At 61.7% G+C, this 19,831-nt stretch carries 12 protein-coding genes and 24 tRNA genes; 31 read left to right on the top strand and 5 right to left on the bottom strand.

What is annotated here, in order from left to right:
• The first annotated feature begins 47 nt into the window (after nucleotides 1–47).
• Both NDI85_RS01820 and NDI85_RS01825 read left to right on the top strand, forming a co-directional pair.
• Nucleotides 48–122, top strand: a tRNA-Glu gene (locus NDI85_RS01820).
• Nucleotides 123–187: 65 nt separating this feature from the next.
• Complete coding sequence (locus NDI85_RS01825) at nucleotides 188–724, top strand: DUF21 domain-containing protein (protein WP_188995069.1); 537 nt, start codon at nucleotides 188–190, stop codon at nucleotides 722–724.
• Here NDI85_RS01825 and NDI85_RS01830 read toward each other — a convergent pair.
• From NDI85_RS01830 to NDI85_RS01845, 4 genes are all read right to left on the bottom strand, one after another.
• Nucleotides 708–2,264, bottom strand: coding sequence for an aryl-sulfate sulfotransferase (locus NDI85_RS01830; RefSeq protein WP_310914737.1), 1,557 nt, complete (start codon nucleotides 2,262–2,264; stop codon nucleotides 708–710). The genes NDI85_RS01825 and NDI85_RS01830 overlap by 17 nt on opposite strands.
• Nucleotides 2,265–2,354: 90 nt before the next feature.
• A complete protein-coding gene (locus tag NDI85_RS01835; protein WP_166970145.1) occupies nucleotides 2,355–2,540 on the bottom strand; it encodes a hypothetical protein in 186 nt (61 codons plus the stop codon).
• Nucleotides 2,541–2,604: 64 nt separating this feature from the next.
• Nucleotides 2,605–3,786: a bifunctional sugar-1-phosphate nucleotidylyltransferase/acetyltransferase gene (glmU, locus tag NDI85_RS01840; protein ID WP_188995066.1), complete on the bottom strand. Its 1,182-nt coding sequence runs from the start codon at nucleotides 3,784–3,786 to the stop codon at nucleotides 2,605–2,607.
• A 1,114-nt stretch (nucleotides 3,787–4,900) separates the two neighbouring features.
• Entirely contained in the window at nucleotides 4,901–6,088 is a 1,188-nt protein-coding gene (locus NDI85_RS01845; protein WP_310914738.1) for a tyrosine-type recombinase/integrase, read from the bottom strand.
• Between the two features lie 591 nt (nucleotides 6,089–6,679).
• Here NDI85_RS01845 and NDI85_RS01850 point away from each other — a divergent pair.
• From NDI85_RS01850 to NDI85_RS01980, 27 genes are all read left to right on the top strand, one after another.
• A tRNA-Gln gene (locus NDI85_RS01850) sits at nucleotides 6,680–6,755 on the top strand.
• Nucleotides 6,756–6,767: 12 nt separating this feature from the next.
• Nucleotides 6,768–6,840 (top strand) — tRNA-Asp (locus NDI85_RS01855).
• A 342-nt stretch (nucleotides 6,841–7,182) separates the two neighbouring features.
• Nucleotides 7,183–7,268: transfer RNA gene (locus tag NDI85_RS01860), tRNA-Ser, on the top strand.
• A 173-nt stretch (nucleotides 7,269–7,441) separates the two neighbouring features.
• Nucleotides 7,442–7,527: transfer RNA gene (locus NDI85_RS01865), tRNA-Ser, on the top strand.
• A gap of 6 nt (nucleotides 7,528–7,533) precedes the next feature.
• Nucleotides 7,534–7,664, top strand: a tRNA-Trp gene (locus NDI85_RS01870).
• A 3-nt stretch (nucleotides 7,665–7,667) separates the two neighbouring features.
• A tRNA-Leu gene (locus NDI85_RS01875) sits at nucleotides 7,668–7,749 on the top strand.
• 4 nt (nucleotides 7,750–7,753) lie between these two features.
• Nucleotides 7,754–7,835: transfer RNA gene (locus NDI85_RS01880), tRNA-Leu, on the top strand.
• Between the two features lie 32 nt (nucleotides 7,836–7,867).
• Nucleotides 7,868–7,949: transfer RNA gene (locus NDI85_RS01885), tRNA-Leu, on the top strand.
• Between the two features lie 3 nt (nucleotides 7,950–7,952).
• Nucleotides 7,953–8,027 (top strand) — tRNA-Met (locus tag NDI85_RS01890).
• 28 nt (nucleotides 8,028–8,055) lie between these two features.
• Nucleotides 8,056–8,129, top strand: a tRNA-Ala gene (locus NDI85_RS01895).
• Between the two features lie 382 nt (nucleotides 8,130–8,511).
• Nucleotides 8,512–8,638: transfer RNA gene (locus NDI85_RS01900), tRNA-Thr, on the top strand.
• A 3-nt stretch (nucleotides 8,639–8,641) separates the two neighbouring features.
• Nucleotides 8,642–8,714 (top strand) — tRNA-Glu (locus tag NDI85_RS01905).
• Nucleotide 8,715: 1 nt separating this feature from the next.
• Nucleotides 8,716–8,788: transfer RNA gene (locus tag NDI85_RS01910), tRNA-Val, on the top strand.
• Between the two features lie 3 nt (nucleotides 8,789–8,791).
• Nucleotides 8,792–8,864 (top strand) — tRNA-Ile (locus NDI85_RS01915).
• A 3-nt stretch (nucleotides 8,865–8,867) separates the two neighbouring features.
• Nucleotides 8,868–8,940: transfer RNA gene (locus NDI85_RS01920), tRNA-Gly, on the top strand.
• A 4-nt stretch (nucleotides 8,941–8,944) separates the two neighbouring features.
• A tRNA-Lys gene (locus tag NDI85_RS01925) sits at nucleotides 8,945–9,017 on the top strand.
• 143 nt (nucleotides 9,018–9,160) lie between these two features.
• Nucleotides 9,161–9,293, top strand: a tRNA-Cys gene (locus NDI85_RS01930).
• Between the two features lie 3 nt (nucleotides 9,294–9,296).
• Nucleotides 9,297–9,372, top strand: a tRNA-Glu gene (locus NDI85_RS01935).
• Nucleotides 9,373–9,434: 62 nt separating this feature from the next.
• Nucleotides 9,435–10,256, top strand: a complete 822-nt coding sequence (locus NDI85_RS01940; RefSeq protein ID WP_310914739.1) for a DNA polymerase beta superfamily protein — start codon at nucleotides 9,435–9,437, stop codon at nucleotides 10,254–10,256.
• A gap of 36 nt (nucleotides 10,257–10,292) precedes the next feature.
• Nucleotides 10,293–10,365, top strand: a tRNA-Phe gene (locus NDI85_RS01945).
• A gap of 28 nt (nucleotides 10,366–10,393) precedes the next feature.
• A tRNA-His gene (locus NDI85_RS01950) sits at nucleotides 10,394–10,465 on the top strand.
• A 4-nt stretch (nucleotides 10,466–10,469) separates the two neighbouring features.
• A tRNA-Thr gene (locus NDI85_RS01955) sits at nucleotides 10,470–10,541 on the top strand.
• Nucleotides 10,542–11,021: 480 nt separating this feature from the next.
• Nucleotides 11,022–11,096 (top strand) — tRNA-Arg (locus tag NDI85_RS01960).
• 55 nt (nucleotides 11,097–11,151) lie between these two features.
• The gene (locus NDI85_RS01965) at nucleotides 11,152–12,681 is read left to right on the top strand and encodes a TROVE domain-containing protein (protein ID WP_310914740.1); all 1,530 of its coding nucleotides are present in this window, start codon (nucleotides 11,152–11,154) and stop codon (nucleotides 12,679–12,681) included.
• A gap of 18 nt (nucleotides 12,682–12,699) precedes the next feature.
• Nucleotides 12,700–12,774 (top strand) — tRNA-Gly (locus NDI85_RS01970).
• Between the two features lie 57 nt (nucleotides 12,775–12,831).
• On the top strand, nucleotides 12,832–13,119 hold the full coding sequence (locus tag NDI85_RS01975) for a hypothetical protein (protein ID WP_310914741.1): 288 nt from the start codon (nucleotides 12,832–12,834) through the stop codon (nucleotides 13,117–13,119).
• A 273-nt stretch (nucleotides 13,120–13,392) separates the two neighbouring features.
• Entirely contained in the window at nucleotides 13,393–14,010 is a 618-nt protein-coding gene (locus tag NDI85_RS01980) for a hypothetical protein (protein WP_310914742.1), read from the top strand.
• Between the two features lie 18 nt (nucleotides 14,011–14,028).
• Here NDI85_RS01980 and NDI85_RS01985 read toward each other — a convergent pair whose 3' ends face one another.
• Complete coding sequence (locus NDI85_RS01985; RefSeq protein WP_310914743.1) at nucleotides 14,029–15,594, bottom strand: AAA family ATPase; 1,566 nt, start codon at nucleotides 15,592–15,594, stop codon at nucleotides 14,029–14,031.
• Nucleotides 15,595–15,929: 335 nt separating this feature from the next.
• Between NDI85_RS01985 and NDI85_RS01990 the strand changes: the two genes are divergently transcribed.
• Both NDI85_RS01990 and NDI85_RS01995 read left to right on the top strand, forming a co-directional pair.
• Nucleotides 15,930–18,014 (top strand): VWA domain-containing protein, encoded by a 2,085-nt coding sequence (locus NDI85_RS01990; RefSeq protein ID WP_310914744.1) that lies wholly within the window; start codon nucleotides 15,930–15,932, stop codon nucleotides 18,012–18,014.
• Nucleotides 18,014–19,798 carry a HEAT repeat domain-containing protein gene (locus NDI85_RS01995; RefSeq protein WP_310914745.1) on the top strand — a complete coding sequence of 595 codons (1,785 nt, stop codon included), beginning with the start codon at nucleotides 18,014–18,016 and terminating at the stop codon, nucleotides 19,796–19,798. The genes NDI85_RS01990 and NDI85_RS01995 overlap by 1 nt, the downstream gene beginning before the upstream one ends.
• Nucleotides 19,799–19,831: the final 33 nt, after the last annotated feature.

Here is a 19,831-nt window from a genome sequence, read left to right on the forward strand (position 1 = left end):
CCGAAACGCAATCATTATACGTTCCACCACCCTCCGATTCAATGTACGCTCCGTTGGTGTAGTCCGGCCAATCATATCACCCTCTCACGGTGATGACTAGGGTTCAAATCCCTGACGGAGCATTCTTCGACTCTCGTCTCGGCCAGCAGTGCGCCGGTTCTTTGCCGTCGTGGGTGCGAGGACGCGTATGTCCACACATCTCCTCCCGACGCTCGGAATCGTCGTCGCGCTGCTCGGGTGTAGTGCCTTCTTCTCCAGTAGCGAGACCGCGCTGTTCTCGCTCTCGCGGGAGTGGGTCGCCGAAGCGGCGGCTACGGACCCGCGTGCGGCGGCCGTCGAAGACCTACTGGCCGACCCACACCGACTGCTCGTGACGATTCTCGTCGGAAACAACGTCGTCAACATCGCCCTCTCGAGTCTGCTGACGGCGCTGTTCGTCGACCGATTCCAGTCGGGGACCGCCGTGGTCGTCACGACAGTCGTCGCCACCAGCGTCGTCCTCGTCGCCGGCGAGATAGTCCCGAAGTCCTACGGGCTCGGCCACGCGCAGTCGTTCGCACTCCGGGTCGTGCGTCCGCTACGATACGTCGAACTCCTCCTGTACCCGGTGGTTACTGTCTTCGATGTCCTCACCCGAACGGTGGCGGCCGGCCTCGGTGGCCAGCAGGCCATCGAGCGGGCGTACGACGACGAGCCACCGACGGAGACTACCGACGACGGATAGCCGCGAAGGCACGGCGACCCACGGCTGTCGCTCGTCGTGCGAGTCCCGCCAGCGAGTACCGCGACCAGTAGAACTCCGAGGCGCACCAGACGACGCCCGTAGAGAGGGCCGTGGTCGCGAACGCGAGGTCGCTGAACCGGACCCACGAGGGGGCGACGTACAGCGCACCGTTCGCGAGGAGACTCGGGACGAGCGTCTTGAGGCCGAGCCAGAACCGGTCGGCGAGCGACCGACGGGGTTCCGACCCCGAACCGACGCCAGACGCGTTCGTGACGTTCGCGACGACGCTGGCGGCGTCGCCGGGCCGGTCGCTCACGACGGCACGATACGGCGCGGCGGGGCCGCCCGAACTCTCGTCGCCGGTGCCCAGTCGCTCGACGTCGTAGGGCATCCCGACGTCGGCGCTCCAGACGACGGTGTCGTTTACGCCCACTTCGGCGACCCGGTCGCCGTGGGAGTCGACGACGAGCGTGTTCCCATCGGGGAGTCGGTCGGCGTCGCGGGGCCACTGAAGGCGGACGTCACGCCACTTCCAAGTCCGGTTCCACCCCTCGGCCGTGCGTTCGTACTCGACGATGCGGCCGTTCTCCGAGTCGGCGACGAGGACCGCCGGGCCGCCGCGGTCGGCAGGAATGTAATCGGGATTGTGCTGTTCGTAGAGGACATCGTGGTTCTCGTCCGTCCCGAGCGTCCGACTCTCGTTGACCGCCCACCCGTCGGGGCCGGGTTCGAGGAAGACGACTTCGTCCATGTTCCGGGGACTGACCACGACGCTCCCGTCCGCGAGGGCCTCCACGTCGTTGATGTGCGTCCAGTCGCCCTCGGAGCCACCTTGCTCCCTGTCGTAGTGGGCGGACGCGTTCCAGCGCCACGCGACGCTTCCGTCTCGCGTATCGACGGCGTAGACGCCGTCGTCGACGATGTCGGCCACGAGGAGGTGCGTCTCGTTGATGCGGTCGACGTCGTGCCAGCGGGCGGAGTAGACGCGCTCTGTCACCTCGCTGTAGACCTGCTCTTCCTCCCCGGTCGTGAGGTTGACCCGCGTGACGACGTTGCGGGTGCAGGGCTCGCCACCGACCGGGCCGCAGGCGTCGCCCGTCAGGTGCTCGGCGGCGACGTACTCGACGGTGTAGCGTTCCGCTTCGACCGGGTCGACGTCGAAGTAGACGCGGTAGCGGTCGTCGTAGTACACGACGGTTCCGTTGGCGAGGAACGCGGCCAGTTCGGCCCGTTCGTCACTGACGTAAAACCCCTGTGTCGCGACGACGGTGACGTTCCGGTCGAGCGTCGCGACGGCCTCGGTGACGCGCGGCGTCGACCAGTTCTCACCGCGCGTCGGTCGCTCGCTCGCCGACTCGAAACGCGACTCGACGTCGAGCGTCTGGCCGGTCGTCGATACTGTCGAGACGTGGGCGGGGCTGTTCGAGTCGGTCTGTGCGGTCTCCGTTGCGTCGGCGACACCCGTCGTAGTCACGTAGGAGTGTCCGACAGCGACCGTCGCGGAGAGGAGTATCGCCAGGAAGGCGACGCGGGCGACCACACTACCTCGTCGGCACATATGTCATCTGCTCGCCAGAACGAGCCACCGCACAAAAGGCCTTCTGTAGGCGCTAGTTGGGATCGAAGTTATCTACGCACCGTCCCACTGTTGTCGACACTCGTCGTCACAGAAGTGTGCGGTCTGGACGCTGTCGTCCTCTATCCATGTGATGACGCGATGGGTCACTTCGTTCGCAATCGCCGCGCCACATACCTCACAGTTCGGTGCATCCGCCTCGTCGATGTCCTCGTGGTGATCTGAAGTCGGGTCGACCATCTTACCTGAGGGTCGTTTTCACCCTACTTAATCCCACATAATCGGCGCGCGCTCTCGGTATGCGTCAGCGGTCGCGCGTGACACTCTCACCCGGGGCCGTCGTCGCACCGGCCGAGAGGACGACGCCGGCGTTGAGGCTGGTATTGATGCCCGTGTGGACGCCGTCGCCGGCGACGATGCCGAACTTCCGCCGCCCGGTCGAGACGCGGTCGCCCTTGACGGTTATCTTCACGTCGCCGCCGTCGTGGCGGAGGTTCGCTACCTGCGTCCCCGCACCGAGGTTCACGTCGGTGCCGAGGACGCTGTCACCGAGATAGGAGACGTGCGGGACCGCCGAATCGGCCATGACGACGCTGTTCTTGACCTCGACGCCGTGACCCACGTGCGTGTCCTCTCCCAGCACCGTCGCGCCGCGAACGTAGGCGTTCGGGCCGACCTCGGCGCCAGCGCGGACGAGAACCGGCCCCTCGATGGTGACGCCGGGTTCGACGACGGCGCCCTCTTCGACGACGACGGCCCCGCGCAAGTCGGCGTCGCCGCGAACCTCGCCGTCGACGCGGCGGGTCATCTGGCCGAGTTTCCACTCGTTGGCTTCGAGCAGTTCCCACGGGCGGCCCACGTCGAGCCACCGGTCCACCTCGACGGCCGTGACCGACCGCTCCTCGATGACCCGGGCCAGCACGTCGGTGATCTCGTGCTCGCCGCGGTCGCTGAGCGGGACGTCGAGCCAGTTGCGCGCTTCGGCGGGGAAGACGTACGCGCCGGCGTTGGCGAGTCGCGTCGGCGGGTCCGCGGGTTTCTCGACGATGCCGGTGACGCGGTCGCCGTCCGTCGAGAGGACGCCGTAGTTCGAGGGGTCGGGCACGCGGTACGCGGCGATGGAGGGGGCCGCATCGAACAGCGCCGTGAGACTCGCCTCGTCGTAGAGGTTGTCCCCGTTCAACACGGCGAACGGACCGTCTATGTACTCGCTCGCGGCGTCGACGGCGTGGGCCGTCCCGAGTTGCTCCTCTTGGACGGCAAACGAGACCGGGCGCCCGCGATAGGAGTCGCCGAAGTACTCTCTGACGGCATCGGCCTCGTACCCGACGACGAATATCAGTTCGTCCGCGCCGGCCTCGATGGCGGTGTCCGCGGTGTGTGCGACGAGGGGTCGGTCGGCGACCGGGAGCATCGGCTTCGGCGTGTTCACGGTCAGCGGCCGCATCCGTGTCCCTTCGCCGGCCGCGAGTACGATTGCTTGCATGGTTTAGCGCTGGCGCCCGCCGGAAAAATAGCTACTGGCATCCTAACCCGGCCGTGTCACTGACCCTCTCGGGATATTATCCCACGTCTAAACTGGAGTCACGTGTGGCACCTTGACGAGCAAAAATGCCGGAATCGGTCGCGTATCCCTCCATTACGCCGGAATGAGAACCGTCTCCGACGCATCTCTCAGCGTCGCCACTTCCGAACTCGTTCGCGGCAGGAATGTGCTCGGTATGGGATTTGAACCCATGTCCTCGGCTCGAAAGGCCTCCCTCAACCGCCGGGTGACCATTCGTTTCGAGCCTACCCAAATCCGCTCAATTGCGTTTTTTGGCCGCTACTAACAGCTATTATGCAGGGGTGATACTTAAACCACCGAGATGCTTGTCCACCAGCCAAGTTCGATTCGAATGAATCTCCGATTGGGATTCCATCAGAGACTGGATTCAAGCAGTGGTTCGATACAATCGTCTCGGAATCGATCTGAGGATTCTTGGGCCGATCTGATTTCGACTCGGCAGAAAGCATAAGAGCTGTGTGAAGTCCGAGACGGAAGCTCGTCTTCACGGCAAAGCAGGATGACTCCCCATGCTAAACAGTAGCGAACTACCTCAAGTGTCACTATCTCGGTCGCTACCGTGAGTCGCTGAGTCTCCGTCTTGCTCGATTCTGTAAGACTTGACGAGCGTACTCGGAATCATGTCGGTCATCTTCTGCGACCGATTCAAACATCTGCCGCGAAACTTGCTTCGTAACTAACTCTCCGTCTTCAATCTTCCACGCAAACGGCTCTCCCGGATTGAGCCCTTTTCCTCGTAATATCTCGTCGTCCACTCGCAACGACAGCACAAGTTCATTGCCGTACTCCTGAGCCTGATCCTTACTCAACACCAAATTGTCGTAGCAACCATCATCATTCGGGAGAGGCGTGGCCCACTCAATTGTCCATTCGGCTCCGATGCTTGAATCCATACGCTAGCAAATTTCGCCTATGCTCGAAATACATAGGGATCCTACCTCTCAGCCCGTTCTTCGAGCTGTCCGATCTGAGCACAACTGATAGCGACTAGTGAACAGCAGGACTTCCAGTAATTTCGATGGTTAGGCGTGGGTCACTGTGTTTCTCCCTGGTGCACCTCAATGTCGGTGCAGTTCGGAATATGGTCAGAGTAGCAGGAGATTGATGCTCCACACCACTCACAGGTCTGTTCTCGTCGAAGTGCGGTTGCCATATTGATAGTCTGTCGGCAGTGGATACAGTGATCCATTTCTCGTGGCGTTTGTTGATGGCAACGCGGGCATTCGACCGGAGCCGTCGCATCCGGTTCTTCCTCCTCATCGATTTCTAATCCGTGGACACGAGCGACTTCTCGACCCGTATCGTCTGCAAACACGGATACGTATCTGGAAGCGACATCGCTTCCTCGGGTCCAGCCATGATGATCCTCGATGTGGGCCTGATTCAGTCCGCGAGAAGCCAAGTGAGACGCGCTGGATTTGCGGAGGTTCGTAAACGTCACCGGCTTATCCACTCCTGCTCGGTCTGCAGCATCTCTCACAGCCGTACGAAGTGCATTGTAGCTCGGGGCCTCTGACTTGGTCAATTTGCTCCAGAGCGGTGCCTCAGGGTCATTGCTCGGGTGAGCGGCAAGCCATCGTTGGAGAAACGGGACACTTGGAATCAGAGGAACGGTTCGCTGGCCCATCTTTCCCTGGACCGTAATCTGATACCCGTGTTCGTAATCCGTTACGTCTCCAACGGTAAGAGCCCGAAGCTCACCAGAGCGGGCACCTGCATCCCACCCGACCGCAATGAGTGCTGCATCACGAGGATTCCGGGTAGCTTCGATTAGTGGGAGCACGTCTGCCTTCCACTGAAGCATGTTACTAGGCTCTGGCGCTGGATCGTACGTACTCGGTGTGTTCGATGGGATCCACTCCATCGATTCGGGCGGAGCATCTCCATTCTGGTCAGTGACACGCCGTCCGAACTGCTTCAGTGCAACCCGGTAATCACGATTCGTTTCCGCATTGTCGTACGTACGATGGATCCAGCGAACGATCTTTTTGGCAGCGTCCTCGTTTTCAAGTGCTTCGACGAGGCTACCAGCGTGTTCGGCCATCCTGACATTGTGCCGGAGCAGTTTGAGATGCCGTTGATTTCCGACTTGACTTGGAATGAGGAACAGTTCGTCACTGAACTCAAGCAATGCGTCACGATTTACTTCGTCCAGATCTCGGTTGTCGTTTCGGATCTTCTCCCGTAGTGTCTCAATTTGATTATCAGCGTTCTTCGTCATTGGCACACCGAACAAGTTTTAGATAGCCAAACGGGCGAACCTTTTGCCACAGTGACATCAAAGTCCAACTCAGATGCCAATGGTTCTGTCTGAGAGTCGAGAACGCTCAACCGTGCCTATGCGTAACACACCTCGCTCAGAATTAATACACCCCGGGTCATGAGGAATAATTGAACTCGCAATCAAGGTGACTCGACATGCTGACTGCTAAACCCACTCCGCGGCCCGCTTCCCTGCCGATAGCCGCGGGTGGCCCGTGTTTGCTACGCGGTCAGCGTGTGGAACCGGACAGTAATTCCTGGATGGAATATGCCGTCGAGCAACTCGACGCGATTCCGTCCGGCGATGTCCGGACGACTTCGCCCGCATAACTCGGCTCCTCACGCGGACTACCCGCTCGGAGCCGGGGAACACGGGCCTGCCGCCTGCTCAAGCTTGCCAGTGTCGTCCATCTCGGGCGAGCTGGAAGGCGCGCTCGCGGCACGTTGACTCTGTTCGCACCAGCATAGCGGTGCGGACCTGTGACCGCTGTGGGCCGACCACAGCGCCGTCACGAGCACACAACATCCACAGATAGCGGCGGCACTGTGGAGCCCCGGAGTCCCCGCTGGCGAGGGACGCGGGACTTTGGATCCCGAGGTCGGGAGTTCGATTCTCCCCGGGGCGATAGCCGTCGCGTGCCGACGTGGTGTAACTCGGAAGCATACGGCCCTGTCACGGCTGAGATTCGGGTTCAAATCCCGACGTCGGCGTCATAATACTGCGGTCGGATGCCCATCGAGGCAGGCACACGCGGTCGACAATGCTGTCGGCCGCAACGGGCCCGGAAGGGTCTGGAACCTGCATGGACCGGTGTGGCATTCGAGGCTGAGCTGACAGTCGAAGTACGCCCCCTGCGAGGACGGGAGTGAGCGGTCGCTTTCGTCCTCGCACCCACAGACGAATAGACATACAACTATTTTCGGGTCGATGGTCCAGCGGCCGAAGATCCGTGCCTTGGGGGCACGAGACCGAGGTTCGAATTTCCGAAAGAGCGCATTGCGCTCTTTCGATGTCCCGTTCGCGTTGCTCACGGGACCCTCGTCGACCCATTTGCCGCGATGGTCTAGCCTGGTCGGACGCCTCCCTGCTACGGAGGTATCCTGCAAGGGATTCCCCGGTTCAAATCCGGGTCGCGGCGTCCGCGCGAGCGGAGCGAGTTCGGGCTCGGGAGAACGGCGTTCTCCCGGCGTCCTGCTGTCAAGCAGGGTTGCGGAACATCCCCTTTGAGGTGAGACAGGCAGACAGGTGACTGCGCTCGATTTGAAATCGAGAGCCGAGAGGCTTCGGAGTTCGACTCTCCGTCTCACCGTTGGCGGGGTTTCCCTAGTTCGGCCAAGGGGCCGTGTTGGAACCACGGTGCCCGCAAGGGCACGGGTGTTCAAATCGCCCTCCCGCCGTGAGGTGGATTCGTGGTCCAACGGGAAGACGCCCGCTTCCAGAGCGGGAGATGGCTGTTCGAAAACCGCTTGCGGTTTTCGAGCCCTGGAAGACGAACGCAGTGAGTCTTCCTCTGGTTCGATTCGGTCCGAATCCATTTTCCGCGGTAGCCAAGCGGCCAACGGCGGCGGGCTTAAGACCCGCTGAACAGCTCTTCGAGGGTTCGAATCCCTCCCGCGGAACTGCGTCGCCATACCCAAGTGGTCAACGGGGCACGGTTGAGGGCCGTGTGTGCAGACTATCGCAGGTTCGAATCCTGCTGGCGACATGCCGGCCACAGTGCTGGCTCTGAGACGGTGCGTCGCCGTACCCAAGTGGCGACGGGAGGCGGCTCAGAACCGCCGGCGTAGGTCCTACCGAGGTTCGAATCCTCGCGGCGACACTCTGCGGGATTGGGTAGCCTGGCTGATCCCGGCTGGCTCATAACCAGCAGACCCACGTTCGAATCGTGGTCCCGCAATCGCAGTTACGGCGAGCGCGCCTTCTGTGGGCCCCTAGCTCAATTGGCAGAGCGCCCGCTTCGCAAGCGAGAGGCTCCGGGTTCGAGTCCCGGGGGTGTCCATTCGCACCGGCCGGTGCGCTGGAGTCACAGCCAGACACCTTTGATGGTGTCAGTACCGGACAGAAAGACGGCTGACAGCGGTCGGTGCATCCCTGTCGAAACGACCCTCTGTACCGGGTCGAAGGGGCGGGATACTTGGTCCACCAAAGCCACAGGGCGAGGGGCGAGAGTCCTTGTTCCGAGGGTGGAATGCCTCGGTGTAAGCGGATGGAGCAATCCAGCCGCCAAACACTCACCCGCCCTTGGTTTTCCCCGGAACACTGTTCAGTGACTTCCCGTGGTCCAGTGGTCTACGACGCCACCCTGTAGAGGCGGAGACGCACGTTCGACCCGTGCCGGGAAGATATGGCAGTTGGTTGTTTGGACAGTCGACTGCTGCTATGGGACGGTGGAAGAGCTTGGTTCACCAACTCTCTCAACGGGTTTTCACCGGAACTCCGGTGCGACGCTGAGAGTTCCTTCGTCACGCTTGTAACGTGGTCACGCAGGTTCGAATCCTGTCCGTCCCATCTGCTCCAGTGGAGTAGCGGCCAAACTCACGGTCCTCTCACGGCCGAGCCCCCGGTTCAAATCCGTGCTGGAGCATTGGCAGGCAGTCCAGTGGAGTGGACGTGCCGCTCACATCGGCGAGATCGCAGGTTCAAATCCTGCTCTGCCAATGCAGGCGCGTAGCTCAGTGGTCAGAGTCCCTCGCTGATAACGAGGTTGTCAGCGGTTCAAATCCGCTCGTGCCTATGCGTATCGATGGTCCAATTGGCGAAGACACCAGCCTTCCAAGCTGGTAACCCCGGTTCGAATCCGGGTCGATACACTGTGGGCCTGGAGCCTATGAGAACAGGCAGCCGACTTTTAATCGGCAGATAGCGGGTTCAAATCCCGTCGGGCCTGTCGGAATCACTCCGTGATTCTGCCGCTTCTTGCCGGGCGGTCCCGCGTGGTGCGGGAACTCGGCTGTTACCCGAGTTGTGCGAGGTTCGACTCCTTGGCCCGGCGTGGGGCTTGCACTCCCCCATCCACCGCACTGTCTTCGTGCCACGATGGCAGAGCGGTCAACGCACCCGCCTGCAGAGCGGGTTCTCGTCGGTGAGAAAACCGCTCGCGGTTTTCGAGCCCTGGAAGACGAGCGCAGCGAGTCTTCCTTCGGTTCGAATCCGACTCGTGGCTTGCGCTCCCGGAGTCCCCGCTGGCGAGGGATGCTACCCTTTCAAGGTAGAGGCCAGGGGTTCGATTCCCCTCGGGAGCACTATCGGGCGCTGCTGCGACCCGAGGAACCAACTACGACGCACGAACACGAGGTACCAAGCAATGACAATCGAACATCTCGAACTGGAGCATAGCGCGGAAGACATCAGAGATTTCATCGAAGCCGCCGTCGCCACGCGGGGCTCCGAAAACCGCCCTCGGTTCTACGCAATCACCGGGAGCCACATTTATGGCTTCGACAGCGCCGAGAGCGATATCGACGTCCGCGGTCTGCACATGGCTCCAGCAGAGTCGTACGCGTACCTCGATACCCCGGCCGAGGAAGTCACCGTCAACATGGACGGCACGACCGAGGGGTTCGAGGAGTACGCCGAGGTTGACCTGCGAAGCTACGAACTGAAGAAGTTCGCGCAGCTCCTCCAGTCGGCGAACTACAACATCGTCGAACTGGTTTTCGAAGCCCCGACGGTCATGAACGGGATGCCACTGGAGATGGACGCGCTGCAGGACCTGATCCGGGAGTTCCTCCCGATGAACGTCCCGCACGCGTACCTCGGTATGGCGAAGTCGAATTACTACAAGCATCTTGACCCGGAGAAAGCCGAGGGGTACGATCCGCGAGCGAAGAAGTTCCTCTACGTCTACCGTGGGCTGCTCGGCGCGCAGTACGTCGTCGAGTACGAGGACATCGAGGCCGACATCTTCAAACTCGCTGAGGCTGTCGATGGCGGCGACCCTGAGCTCGTCGAGGACCTCGTCGCGCACAAGCGCACCGGTAACTCGGCGACCGTTCCGGAGGCTCTCGAAGAGCGAGCCCGGGATGCGATTACCGGGCAGTTCAACGCCATCGGTGAGTTCCCGACGCCGGACAAGAGCGGCTATCGAGAAGCCTTGGATAACTGGATGCGGAAAGTACGCGCGTGAAACTCCGGTATTTTCCGCTGCTTGTGATTCGACAGCGGAACGATAGCGCAACCGGGAGCGCACCGGCCTGAAGAGCCGGCGTGTCCAGGTTAGAGTCCTGGTCGTTCCATGCGCCCGCATCAAGCGGGCGAATCGTGGCCGGGTTAGGGTAGCTGGCAACCTTCGGCCCTGTGACGGACGAGCGGCGAGTTCGAGTCTCGCACCCGGCCCTCGGCCTGCGTGGCGTAATCGGCAGCGTACGTCCGTGGTATGGGCGCGGTCCAGGTTCGACTCCTGGCGCAGGCTCTCGGGACACCGTCGAGGCGGTGGGTTACTTCCTCTTGCAAGGAGCTGCGGTCCACCATCGCCGATTTTCCGGTGTCCAACCATTCGTCGGCGGCCGTCGAGACGGAGCGTTCCTTCCACAGGCACCTAGCGGGTTCGACTCCCGCATCGCTCCGCCGATTTCCCGGCCGCCGATCATTCGAGGCGACCGTCCAGTAGTCGCGTTACTTCAATGGCACAATCCGGGTTCGAATCCCGGCGCGAGACACGCGCGTCTCGCGTACCGTCCGGACAAAGGGGACCGACCCCGAGAATGGACACTCTCACGCGACTGCACTTTCCCGGTCGCCATCACTCATGAGGTGGTCGTCGAGTCAGCGCGTTCCTTCGCTTCAAGAGCGGGAGTCCCGGGTTCGAATCCCGGCCGTGGAATCTCCACGGTAGTGTAGCGGCCTAACACGCCATGTCCTACACGCGCTGACGATTTTCCGACCACTGTTTGTCCCTGTAGCTCAGTTCGGAACGAGCACCGGCCTTCGAAGCCGGGTGTCACAGGTTCAAATCCTGTCAGGGACGTTCTCCGCTCACGGTGAGCGGTTTCGGCGTCGACTGTTGCGACGCCAGTGATAGCATGCAACTGAACGATACGAAACAGACGGTTGCGGAGGCAACACGTACCACCAACCACGAGGGCGGTGAGGCGTTCCGGCCTGCGGACCCACGACTCGCACTGTACAAACGAACAATCAACCAACTGCTGGAGGATTCGTACTACGAAGACGACACCGAACACCTGCAGGCGGTCGTCGAGCGATTCGACGCCGCGGCGGCTGAGGACCCGGAGTTCGTTCTGAAACTCGCCGCGTACGCGCGCCAGGAGATGCACCTCCGGGACATCCCGCAGGTGCTCCTAGTACTCGCGGCGAACGACGACCGGTTCAAAGACGACTCGGATGAGTCGCTCATCCGGGAGTGGACGCCGGCAATCGTCCAGCGGATGGACGAGACGGCGACAGCGCTGGCCGCCCACGACACGCTGTTCGGTGGCACTGCGCCGTGGCCGCTGCGTCGCGGTATCGAGGACGCACTGGTCGAGATGGCAGACGCGTACACGCTGGAGAAGTACGCCCTCCCGCGGCGGGAGGTGACGCTCCACGACGTCTTCAACCGTGTCCACCCGACACCCGTCGACGAGGAACAGGAAGACCTGTTCGAGCGGTTCATGCGCGGTGACCTCGACGACTACCCGGACGTCGATCCACTTCCGTCGCCGAACACGTGGGAGACGGTCATCTCCGAGCAGGGGAACACGGCAGAGGCGTGGGAGCAGCTCATCGAAGACGACGAGTACTCGCTGCCCATCTTCGCCTCGATCCGGAATCTGCGGAACATGCTAGAAGCGGGCGTCGACGAGGCGACCATCGTCGGGCATTTCGATCTCGAAGCGGTGCGGCACGCGCCGCTGTACCCGTTCCGGTACTACCAGGCGTACAAGGCGCTGCAAGACGCGGGCATCGACGCGCCCGAGGTCGAGCGCTGGTTGGAACAGGCCGTTGACGTGGCAGTCGAGCACGTGCCCGACGACCTTGCCGACACGTTCGTCGGCGTGGACCTGTCGGGGTCGATGGACGCGGCACTCTCCGAGCAGAGTACGCTGCAGCGCAAGGAGATCGGTGCGCTGTTCGGCGCAGTGCTGGCTGACCAGGGTGCCCGCGTCGGCGGGTTCGGGTCGGAGTTCCAGCCGGTGGCGACCCACGTCGACACGCCGGTCCTGCAGCGCCAGCGTGCCGTCATGGGTATCAACGAGGATGTCGGGAACTCGACGAACGGCTGGAAAGGCCTCGATTACCTCCGCGAGGAGGGCATCGAAGTCGAACGAGTCGTCCTCTTCACCGACATGCAGATTTGGGACTCGACGGCTCGACTGGTCGACGGCGACCGGACTGTCCGCGAGGCCTTCGAGGAGTACCGTGCAGCGGTGGCGCCCGAAGCATCGCTGTACATGGTCGACCTCGCGTCGTACGGCGACCTCGCAACGCCGGAAGGCTACGAGGACGTGTATAACGTCTCGGGGTGGTCTGAGCAAGTGCTGGAGTTCATCGGCTACGCCGAAGAACCGGCGCAGGTCATCGACGATATCGATGACTTCGAGCCAGCATGACTGCGGTTTCCGATTTTTGCGCGAGTAGTGGAGTCTGGCCTACCACGCGGCCGTGCCATGGCTGAAACAGGCGTTCAAATCGTCTCTCGCGCATTCGGAGCGAATCATGGCGGGACGGTCCCACCGGGTCGCTCCAATGGAGGTACTACAATGGCAATCACCAGTGACAACGACACGCGACAAACTACGACCCTAGTCGTCACCGTCCGCGTTCCGAACGGTGCGGACGGCGACCTCACGACCAACGCAGAGCGGCGGCTCTCGCGCGCCGACGGCATCCTCGCTGTCACTGTTGAAGATCTCCAGGAGCTACAGCCCGGCCTCTCCGCTACCGAAGCGACTGTCCGCGTCACAGTTGAAACAGCTGAAGCCCGAACGACACAGTCAGTCGAGGACACACTCGCTGGACAGACAGGTGTAGAAGTGACTTCCACGTAGCTTCCGTGATTGTCTGCAGAGGCAAAATTCTATTAGTGGGATCAATGGCGATCGTACGGCTCATCTTGTCACGCGGCGTCACTATCAACGGGATGCCGCTTGTTTTGAATAGGAGGGGGTGTTTCGTTGCGGTAGCGATAATGGAGGACGTGTAATATGGGGACGTTGGTTTTAGATATCGAGACCGCGAGTCCGTTCGAGGAACCGCCGGAACATTCGAACGACACGTCGTACTACGAGTGGATCGCGGTCGGCCTCGCCTACGCTGACGATTTGGAGTACGCGCCTGAGACTGATGTGTTGTTCCGCAGCGGTGGATGGGATGACGCGCACACCATTGAGCTGTTTGAGCGGTTGTTCGACTGGTGTGACCGGCGGCAAATCGATCGGTTGCTCACGTACAACGGTGCGTGGTTCGACGGGCGGCACCTGCTGAATTGGGCACAGGAGCTTGATGATGCCGACGGCGAGTTACGACGGCGCGTCGAGAACCTGTTTAAGAATCACGTCGATGTCGCGCTCGCCGCTGCTGACGAGTACGCAGATGAGCTGCGGGACAACCAGGAGATTCTCCCCGATTGGAAGGCCTACGATATCGCTGGTATCGACAATGACAGCGTCTGGTACGACGATTACACGTTCCCCGAGAACTACTTAGCTGGTATCGATGGGCCGTCTGTCCAGGGTAAGCACATCGGGCAGGTACTCGGTGAGAAATATGTCGACAACGTCGAAGCCGAGATTGAAGCCACCAGTGTCCACCGCGAACTGACTCGGCTCCTCGAAAACTACTGCACGAGCGACGTTGCCGACCTCATCGAACTCTACTCGACGCTCGGTGGCGCTTCTCTCGACGATGAGTATCGACGTCCCGCGGAAGAAATCGTGTAGCCAAATTGCTTGTTTTCTCTAGCAGAGCAGCAGATACAGCCAATACGGCAGCTGGATGACGCCGTCGCCGACCTGCTGAATTGGTTCCGAGCCGCGAACGGTGTCGCCTGCGAGGAGGAAACCCACCGGTGCGTCGTATTCGTCTTGGAACTCCCGGACGGCGGCAAGTGCTGTGTCCCTGTCGCGCGACCGATAGGCGAGTCCGATTGGAACAGGCGTGTCTCCGATTTCGAAGACGAAGTCGACTTCTCCGTCTCGTCCACGCCAGTACTGAACATTTGGTGTCGGGTCGTTTCCTTGCGTGGCGTTAACGCCGTAGGCGAAACGCATCGTGTGGTCGAAAGCGGCGACGCGGGCGAGTTCTGCTTCCCGCTGGAAGTCGTTGCGTACCGCCGATGCGTCACCGTCAGAAAGGGCTGTTACGAGCCCGGTGTCGCGGAGGTAGAGTCTGACGCCGCGCGGGCGACTGTTGTCGTACTCGGTGACGCCAGTGAGTACGTATAGTTCGCTGAGTGCGGGGAGGTAACTGTCTGCGATTGTGCGTCGGTCGACGTCGAACAGTTCGACGAGCTCCTGGTAGCGAAACGATTCTGTCGCGCGGTTCCGAGCGGCCAGTGCGCAGAGGCGTTCTAGGTCGGCAATTGTTTGAATTGATTCGAAGCCGGGAACATCCTGATACAGGGCTGCCCTGACGTTCTCGCGGAGGCGCTCGTAGTCTTTCGGTGTGAGGGCGCTCGCTGATTCGACGGCTCCGTCGTGTTCGTAACTGATGATGCCGCCCATCGTCAGGTACTCCACGACTTGCGACTGTATCCGGCGTTCCGCGTCGCTGACTTTCTCGTACTTGCGCTGCAGTTCCGCCGCGAGTCCAGCAGTGTCCGCGTCAGCTATCGCTGTCGGGAGACTGTTGTCGCCTGCGCGTATCGAACTCGGACTGACGCGGTTGTCTTCGGCTTCGAGGTCGGGGTAGAGTGTGAACAGGTAGTCTCGGAACTTTTCGGGGAGAATCGGTTGTACGTCGTAGGCGCCCGGGGATACTTTGCTATCGGCGAGTTCCCGTTCGATTTGGACCTCGGCGCTGGCTGTCATGATGACGTGCCGGTCCGGTGTCTGCTCGATGAGTTCGGCGACGGGGTCGCCCCATCCGTCGATTGTTGGTTTGTTCGCGTGTTCGATCTGGTGGATGTCGTCGAGGAGGATGAACTGCGGGCCGTCGTCGGGTGTTCGACCGTAGACGCGGCTTTCGTAGTAGCGGACTGCGCGCGCGAGCTGTTCGTCGGATTGGAGCTGATAGAGTGGGTCTGCGTCGAATGGCAGATAGAGGAATTGCTCGGGGGCATCGCCGGCGTCGATTCGGTGCTGGATGAACTGGTGGAGGAGCGTGGTTTTGCCGACGCCGCGCCGGCCGACCAGTGCGAGGATAGACTGGTCTTCGAATTGGCTTCCGGACGCGTTCGGACGCGCGAGATGATAGAAATCGCTTTTCTGCCGCGCAGGAAGGTCGAAGGCGTCGGCCCCGTCGTCCCACCAGGGGTTGTGTTGGTGGAGGGACTCGACTAAGGCGTCACCAGCATCGATGGACATTGGACTGTTGCCTATTCGACGAGCGCCATCGCAATGATTGTTACGACCGTTTACTCACCGTCGCAACGTTGGGTTTGTGGGCCGAAACCACCCGATACGTCCTGTTTGATCCTCGACTAGAATTAAACAACATCGTGATGTAGATTATGCCGACTTATCCAACTCTGTAATGCGTGCTGACGAAACTTTTATATCGGCATGAGACATAATGTTGGGTGTAAGTGTGACAAAAGCGCCACTGCGATGGTGCTTATTGGCTTGCACGCGAGGGAGGCGCGTGTATCGTCGTCGAGGACCCGCAGGCTGCCCGGGTGAGCGGCAGCTATCAGCAAACAATGGATGGGATATTCGCGGACGTACGGCCCGGCGCACGACTCGACCTCACGGTGGAGTTCATCACCAAACGACCACTCGCCTGCGACGGAGCGACAGTTTGCCGGCTGCTCGTCACCGACCAGGCAGGCGACCAGTTCAGCATACTCGCCACGCCGAATAGCGACTCGCTGTGGCATCTCGAAACCGGCGAAAGGTACGAGATTACCGGGCTCCTCGGTGCTGAGCCCGTCGACACGTCACAGGCGATCGCACACGAGTGCCCACACTGTGGAGACCAACTCCGGGCAGGGCAGGCAATCGACGCTGCCGGGTCCGCAGTCGTCGATGCGGCCGAGAAACTCGGTATAGACTGTCGGTTTGGTATCCTCGACGAGACGGCCTCGGTCAAGACTGTTGACGAGGACACCGGAGCTGTCGACGACTGGCTCCCGATGCAGGACGACCAGCCAGTTGAGACGCCTGACTTCGTGTGTACGTCGTGTGGTCGCCACGTAGCTCAGCACATGCTCGCACGCGACGAGGAGCCGCTCCTCGAAAACATGGAGGCAGATGCGAGCATGGGCACGATGAACCACAGCATGGCGAGTCCGGAGACAGTCGGCCTCGCCGCTGGTGGCGCGAAAGACGTGACGAACTTCCGGGAGAACCTCAAGAATGGGTACACGCCGGAGCCCGAAGCCATCAGCGACGAAGGGCTGTTCTACGACTACTATTTCGAAACGGGTGAGCGGACAGCGACGGACTCGTTGTTCGCTCCACGGTACGCCGCGGCAGTCAGCGACCACCCGTTGACCGGAGAGACCGAACAGTACCTCTCTGTTGGCCTGGATTCGACCCTGTCTGTCGAGGAGTTTGAACGACCGCGACTGGACCTCGTGGCGGTCCTCGACGTCTCCGGGTCGATGTCCAGTCAGTTCGACGAGTACTACTACGACGAGCAGGGACGCCGGCGCGAGGCCGAAAGCGGGAGTGAGACGAAACTCGCAGCAGCGACGCAGTCGCTGTGTGCGCTCACCGAGCAGCTCCACGCCGAGGACCGCCTCGGTGTCGTCCTGTACAACCATCGGGCACACGTTGCGAAGCCGCTGCGCGACGTTGGGGCGACGGATATGCCCGCGATTCGACAGCACATCCGTGACATCGCGGCTGGCGGCAGCACGAACATGGAAGACGGGTTCGAGGCGGCCGTCGATATGCTGGCCGACGGAACCACCAGTCACGACCTCGAACGCCGCGTCATCTTCATGACCGACATGATGCCCAACACCGGGCAGACCGGGGCGAACGAGCTCACCGAGTTGTTCGCCGATGCCGCCGCTGACGGTATCCACACGACGTTCATCGGCATGGGGCTGGACGCGAACGCCGAGTTGGCCGACACGGTGTCGGGGATTCGCGGCGCGAACCACTACTTCATCCACTCCGCCGACGAGTTCGAACAGCGACTCGGCGAGGAGTTCGACTACATGGTGACGCCGCTCGTATACAACCTCGACCTGGAACTGGACGCGACGGGCTACGAAGTTGAAGCCGTCCACGGCTCGCCGTCCGCTGACGATGCGAGTGAGCAGCTCATGCACGTCGGAACGCTGTTCCCCTCTGCGAAACAGGACGGACAGGCCCGCGGCGGGGTCATCCTCGTTCGGCTCACGCAGACGGCGGCGGACGCGACGCTCGAACTGCAGGCCTCGTGGACGGAACGCGACGGGGCCGAACAGACCGAGCGCGTCGCCGTATCGATGCCCGAAGACGGAGCGGCGTTCGCACACGACGGGGTCCGAAAGGCGGTAGCGCTTGCTCGGTACGCTCGGGAACTCCGCGCGTGGGCCCGTGACGTCCACGACCGGGCCGACAACGCGACGGGTGTCGACGACTGGTTGCTCCCCGACCAGCGCGGTGAGCACGAACGCGAGTCCGTCCCGCTGGTCGTCCCCGACGAGCACACGGACCGGTTCGGTCGGCTCCGCAGCTATCTCGCCGATGAGATGGCTGCCACTGGTGATGAGTCGATGGAGCAGGAGCTGGAGTTACTCGATATGCTCTGTCGGCCAGAAGCGGTACAGGAGGCGGAGCTTTCGGAGTAATGCTGGTCTTTGCGTTTGACAGGGACTGGACGGTCGACGTGAACCCGCACCCGCGTCACGACGCCGTCCCGCTTGAGTGGGTGCGTCACCTCGCACACGAGACGGACCACGCAGTGTACGCCATCGGGAATCAGACGCTCGCCGAGGAAGCAGCGATTCCCGGCGTTGTCGATATTGTCGGTCGGCACGGCGACGCGTGGGACGAGTGGCTCGGCGACAAGCAGCCTGACGGGTATTACGAGCAGTTCCCGACGCGTCGTGAACGCCTCTCGTTGATTGCGGACGTACATCCCGACGCAGACGGGTACGTCGTCGTCGACGACCTGGATCTGAGCGATGTCGACGGGTGGGAGCATTACCACGCGTGGGACTTCGTCCCGGCCGTCCAGCAGGGCGATATCGACCCTGGCCTCCCGTGGGCCCGTGACCCGGTCACCGACGGTGGCCGCCCAACTTCGGCCGGTGTCGTGCCAGTTGACGCGTCGCACCTCTCGTCGTGGCTCAGTGAGCACCGCGATGCGCCGGGCTTCGAACTCACGCGCACGGACGAAAACGGCGAATCGACGGTCCTGCTATCCGATATGTCGGTCGATGCCGTGTTCATCGAAGAACCGTCACAAGCACCGGGTGCGCTCTGTACCCCGTTTGCTCCGGGAAGCGAGAAGTTCATTGTGGACCTGGAGGCGATCGAACTGGTGTCTACCGCCGATATCTCGCCCGAGACGGTAACGACGCTAACGGCGCAAGCGGATACGCTGACGGAGGAGGCAACGCTGCTTCGACGAGTGACAGCAGCCAATCCAGCTGCGGTTCGTGTGTCCGCTGTGCTATCACTGCTGGACCGTGAGGAGACGAGTGCACTCCAGCAACGGGAAGCTCTGCGCGCACTCCGACAGATTGCTGTTGCGCGTCCTGCGGACTGCACGCCAGCCATCCCGATTCTCCGGTCGCTAATGGGGGACTCGAACTTGGTCGCGCCAGCCGATGTCCTAGCGACGCTCAGTGCTATCGGCGAACAGAGTCCAGGTGATATCGCGCCGGCAACGGCTGACATCATCCCGTACCTCGGTTCCAACCGCGTGTCCGCTCGTCGGGAAGCCGCCGCGTGCATCTCTCATATCGCGTCAGCAGATCCAAGCGACGCTGTCGATGCAGTTCCCGGGTTAGAGACCATCGTCGAAGACGATGCTGACGGGACCCGGGATGCCGTGTCGGCGCTGGCGGCAGTGGCAGGCGAGTATCCGGAGGCTGTCACCCCGGTCGCGGAACTGGTCGGGTCGGTGGCACTAGATGAATCACGACCAGATGCCGTTCGGATGATCGCCATCGCAGCGCTTGGCCCGTGTGTCGAGGTTTCACCGAGTCTCGCTGTCGAAATCGTTGACGATATCGCACAACTGCTGACCGCTGAGAACCATCGGCTCCGGAACAACGCGGTGGCGTTGCTCTTTGAAGTCTCGGCAATTCACACTGACGTCGTCGAGCCGTTCGTCGACGAAATTTCCGAGCTCCTCACAGTCGAGGATGCGTACACACGAACCAATGCGAGCGGGACGCTTGCCCGCGTGGCCGAGGACTTCCCGAACGCTGTCGAGCACGTAACCCCGACGTTCGTCGAGTTACTGAACGACGATGAGTCTGCAGTTCGGGAGAACGCCTGTTGGGCGCTCGGGTACCTCCGTGCCGCGGAACGCACGCCCGAATTGGAGAAGCGGCTGCAGGAAGACGACGAGAAGGGTGTCAGGGCACGGGCGTCGTGGGCGCTCTCACGACTGGAGGAGTAACGTGCGGGTAAACGCTTATCAGAGTTTAGTAAA

The organism is Haloarcula sp. S1AR25-4, assembly GCF_031624555.1.
GTDB lineage: Archaea > Halobacteriota > Halobacteria > Halobacteriales > Haloarculaceae > Haloarcula > Haloarcula pellucida.

What these genes read in the sequence shown, in the direction of transcription:
- NDI85_RS01825 (WP_188995069.1), top strand. Translation starts at nt 188, where the DNA reads ATGTCCACACATCTCCTCCCGACGCTCGGAATCGTCGTCGCGCTGCTC.
- NDI85_RS01975 (WP_310914741.1), top strand. Translation starts at nt 12,832, where the DNA reads ATGGCAATCACCAGTGACAACGACACGCGACAAACTACGACCCTAGTC.
- NDI85_RS01965 (WP_310914740.1), top strand. Translation starts at nt 11,152, where the DNA reads ATGCAACTGAACGATACGAAACAGACGGTTGCGGAGGCAACACGTACC.
- NDI85_RS01940 (WP_310914739.1), top strand. Translation starts at nt 9,435, where the DNA reads ATGACAATCGAACATCTCGAACTGGAGCATAGCGCGGAAGACATCAGA.
- NDI85_RS01995 (WP_310914745.1), top strand. Translation starts at nt 18,014, where the DNA reads ATGCTGGTCTTTGCGTTTGACAGGGACTGGACGGTCGACGTGAACCCG.
- NDI85_RS01985 (WP_310914743.1), bottom strand. Translation starts at nt 15,594, where the DNA reads ATGTCCATCGATGCTGGTGACGCCTTAGTCGAGTCCCTCCACCAACAC.
- NDI85_RS01835 (WP_166970145.1), bottom strand. Translation starts at nt 2,540, where the DNA reads ATGGTCGACCCGACTTCAGATCACCACGAGGACATCGACGAGGCGGAT.
- NDI85_RS01845 (WP_310914738.1), bottom strand. Translation starts at nt 6,088, where the DNA reads ATGACGAAGAACGCTGATAATCAAATTGAGACACTACGGGAGAAGATC.
- glmU (WP_188995066.1), bottom strand. Translation starts at nt 3,786, where the DNA reads ATGCAAGCAATCGTACTCGCGGCCGGCGAAGGGACACGGATGCGGCCG.
- NDI85_RS01990 (WP_310914744.1), top strand. Translation starts at nt 15,930, where the DNA reads ATGGATGGGATATTCGCGGACGTACGGCCCGGCGCACGACTCGACCTC.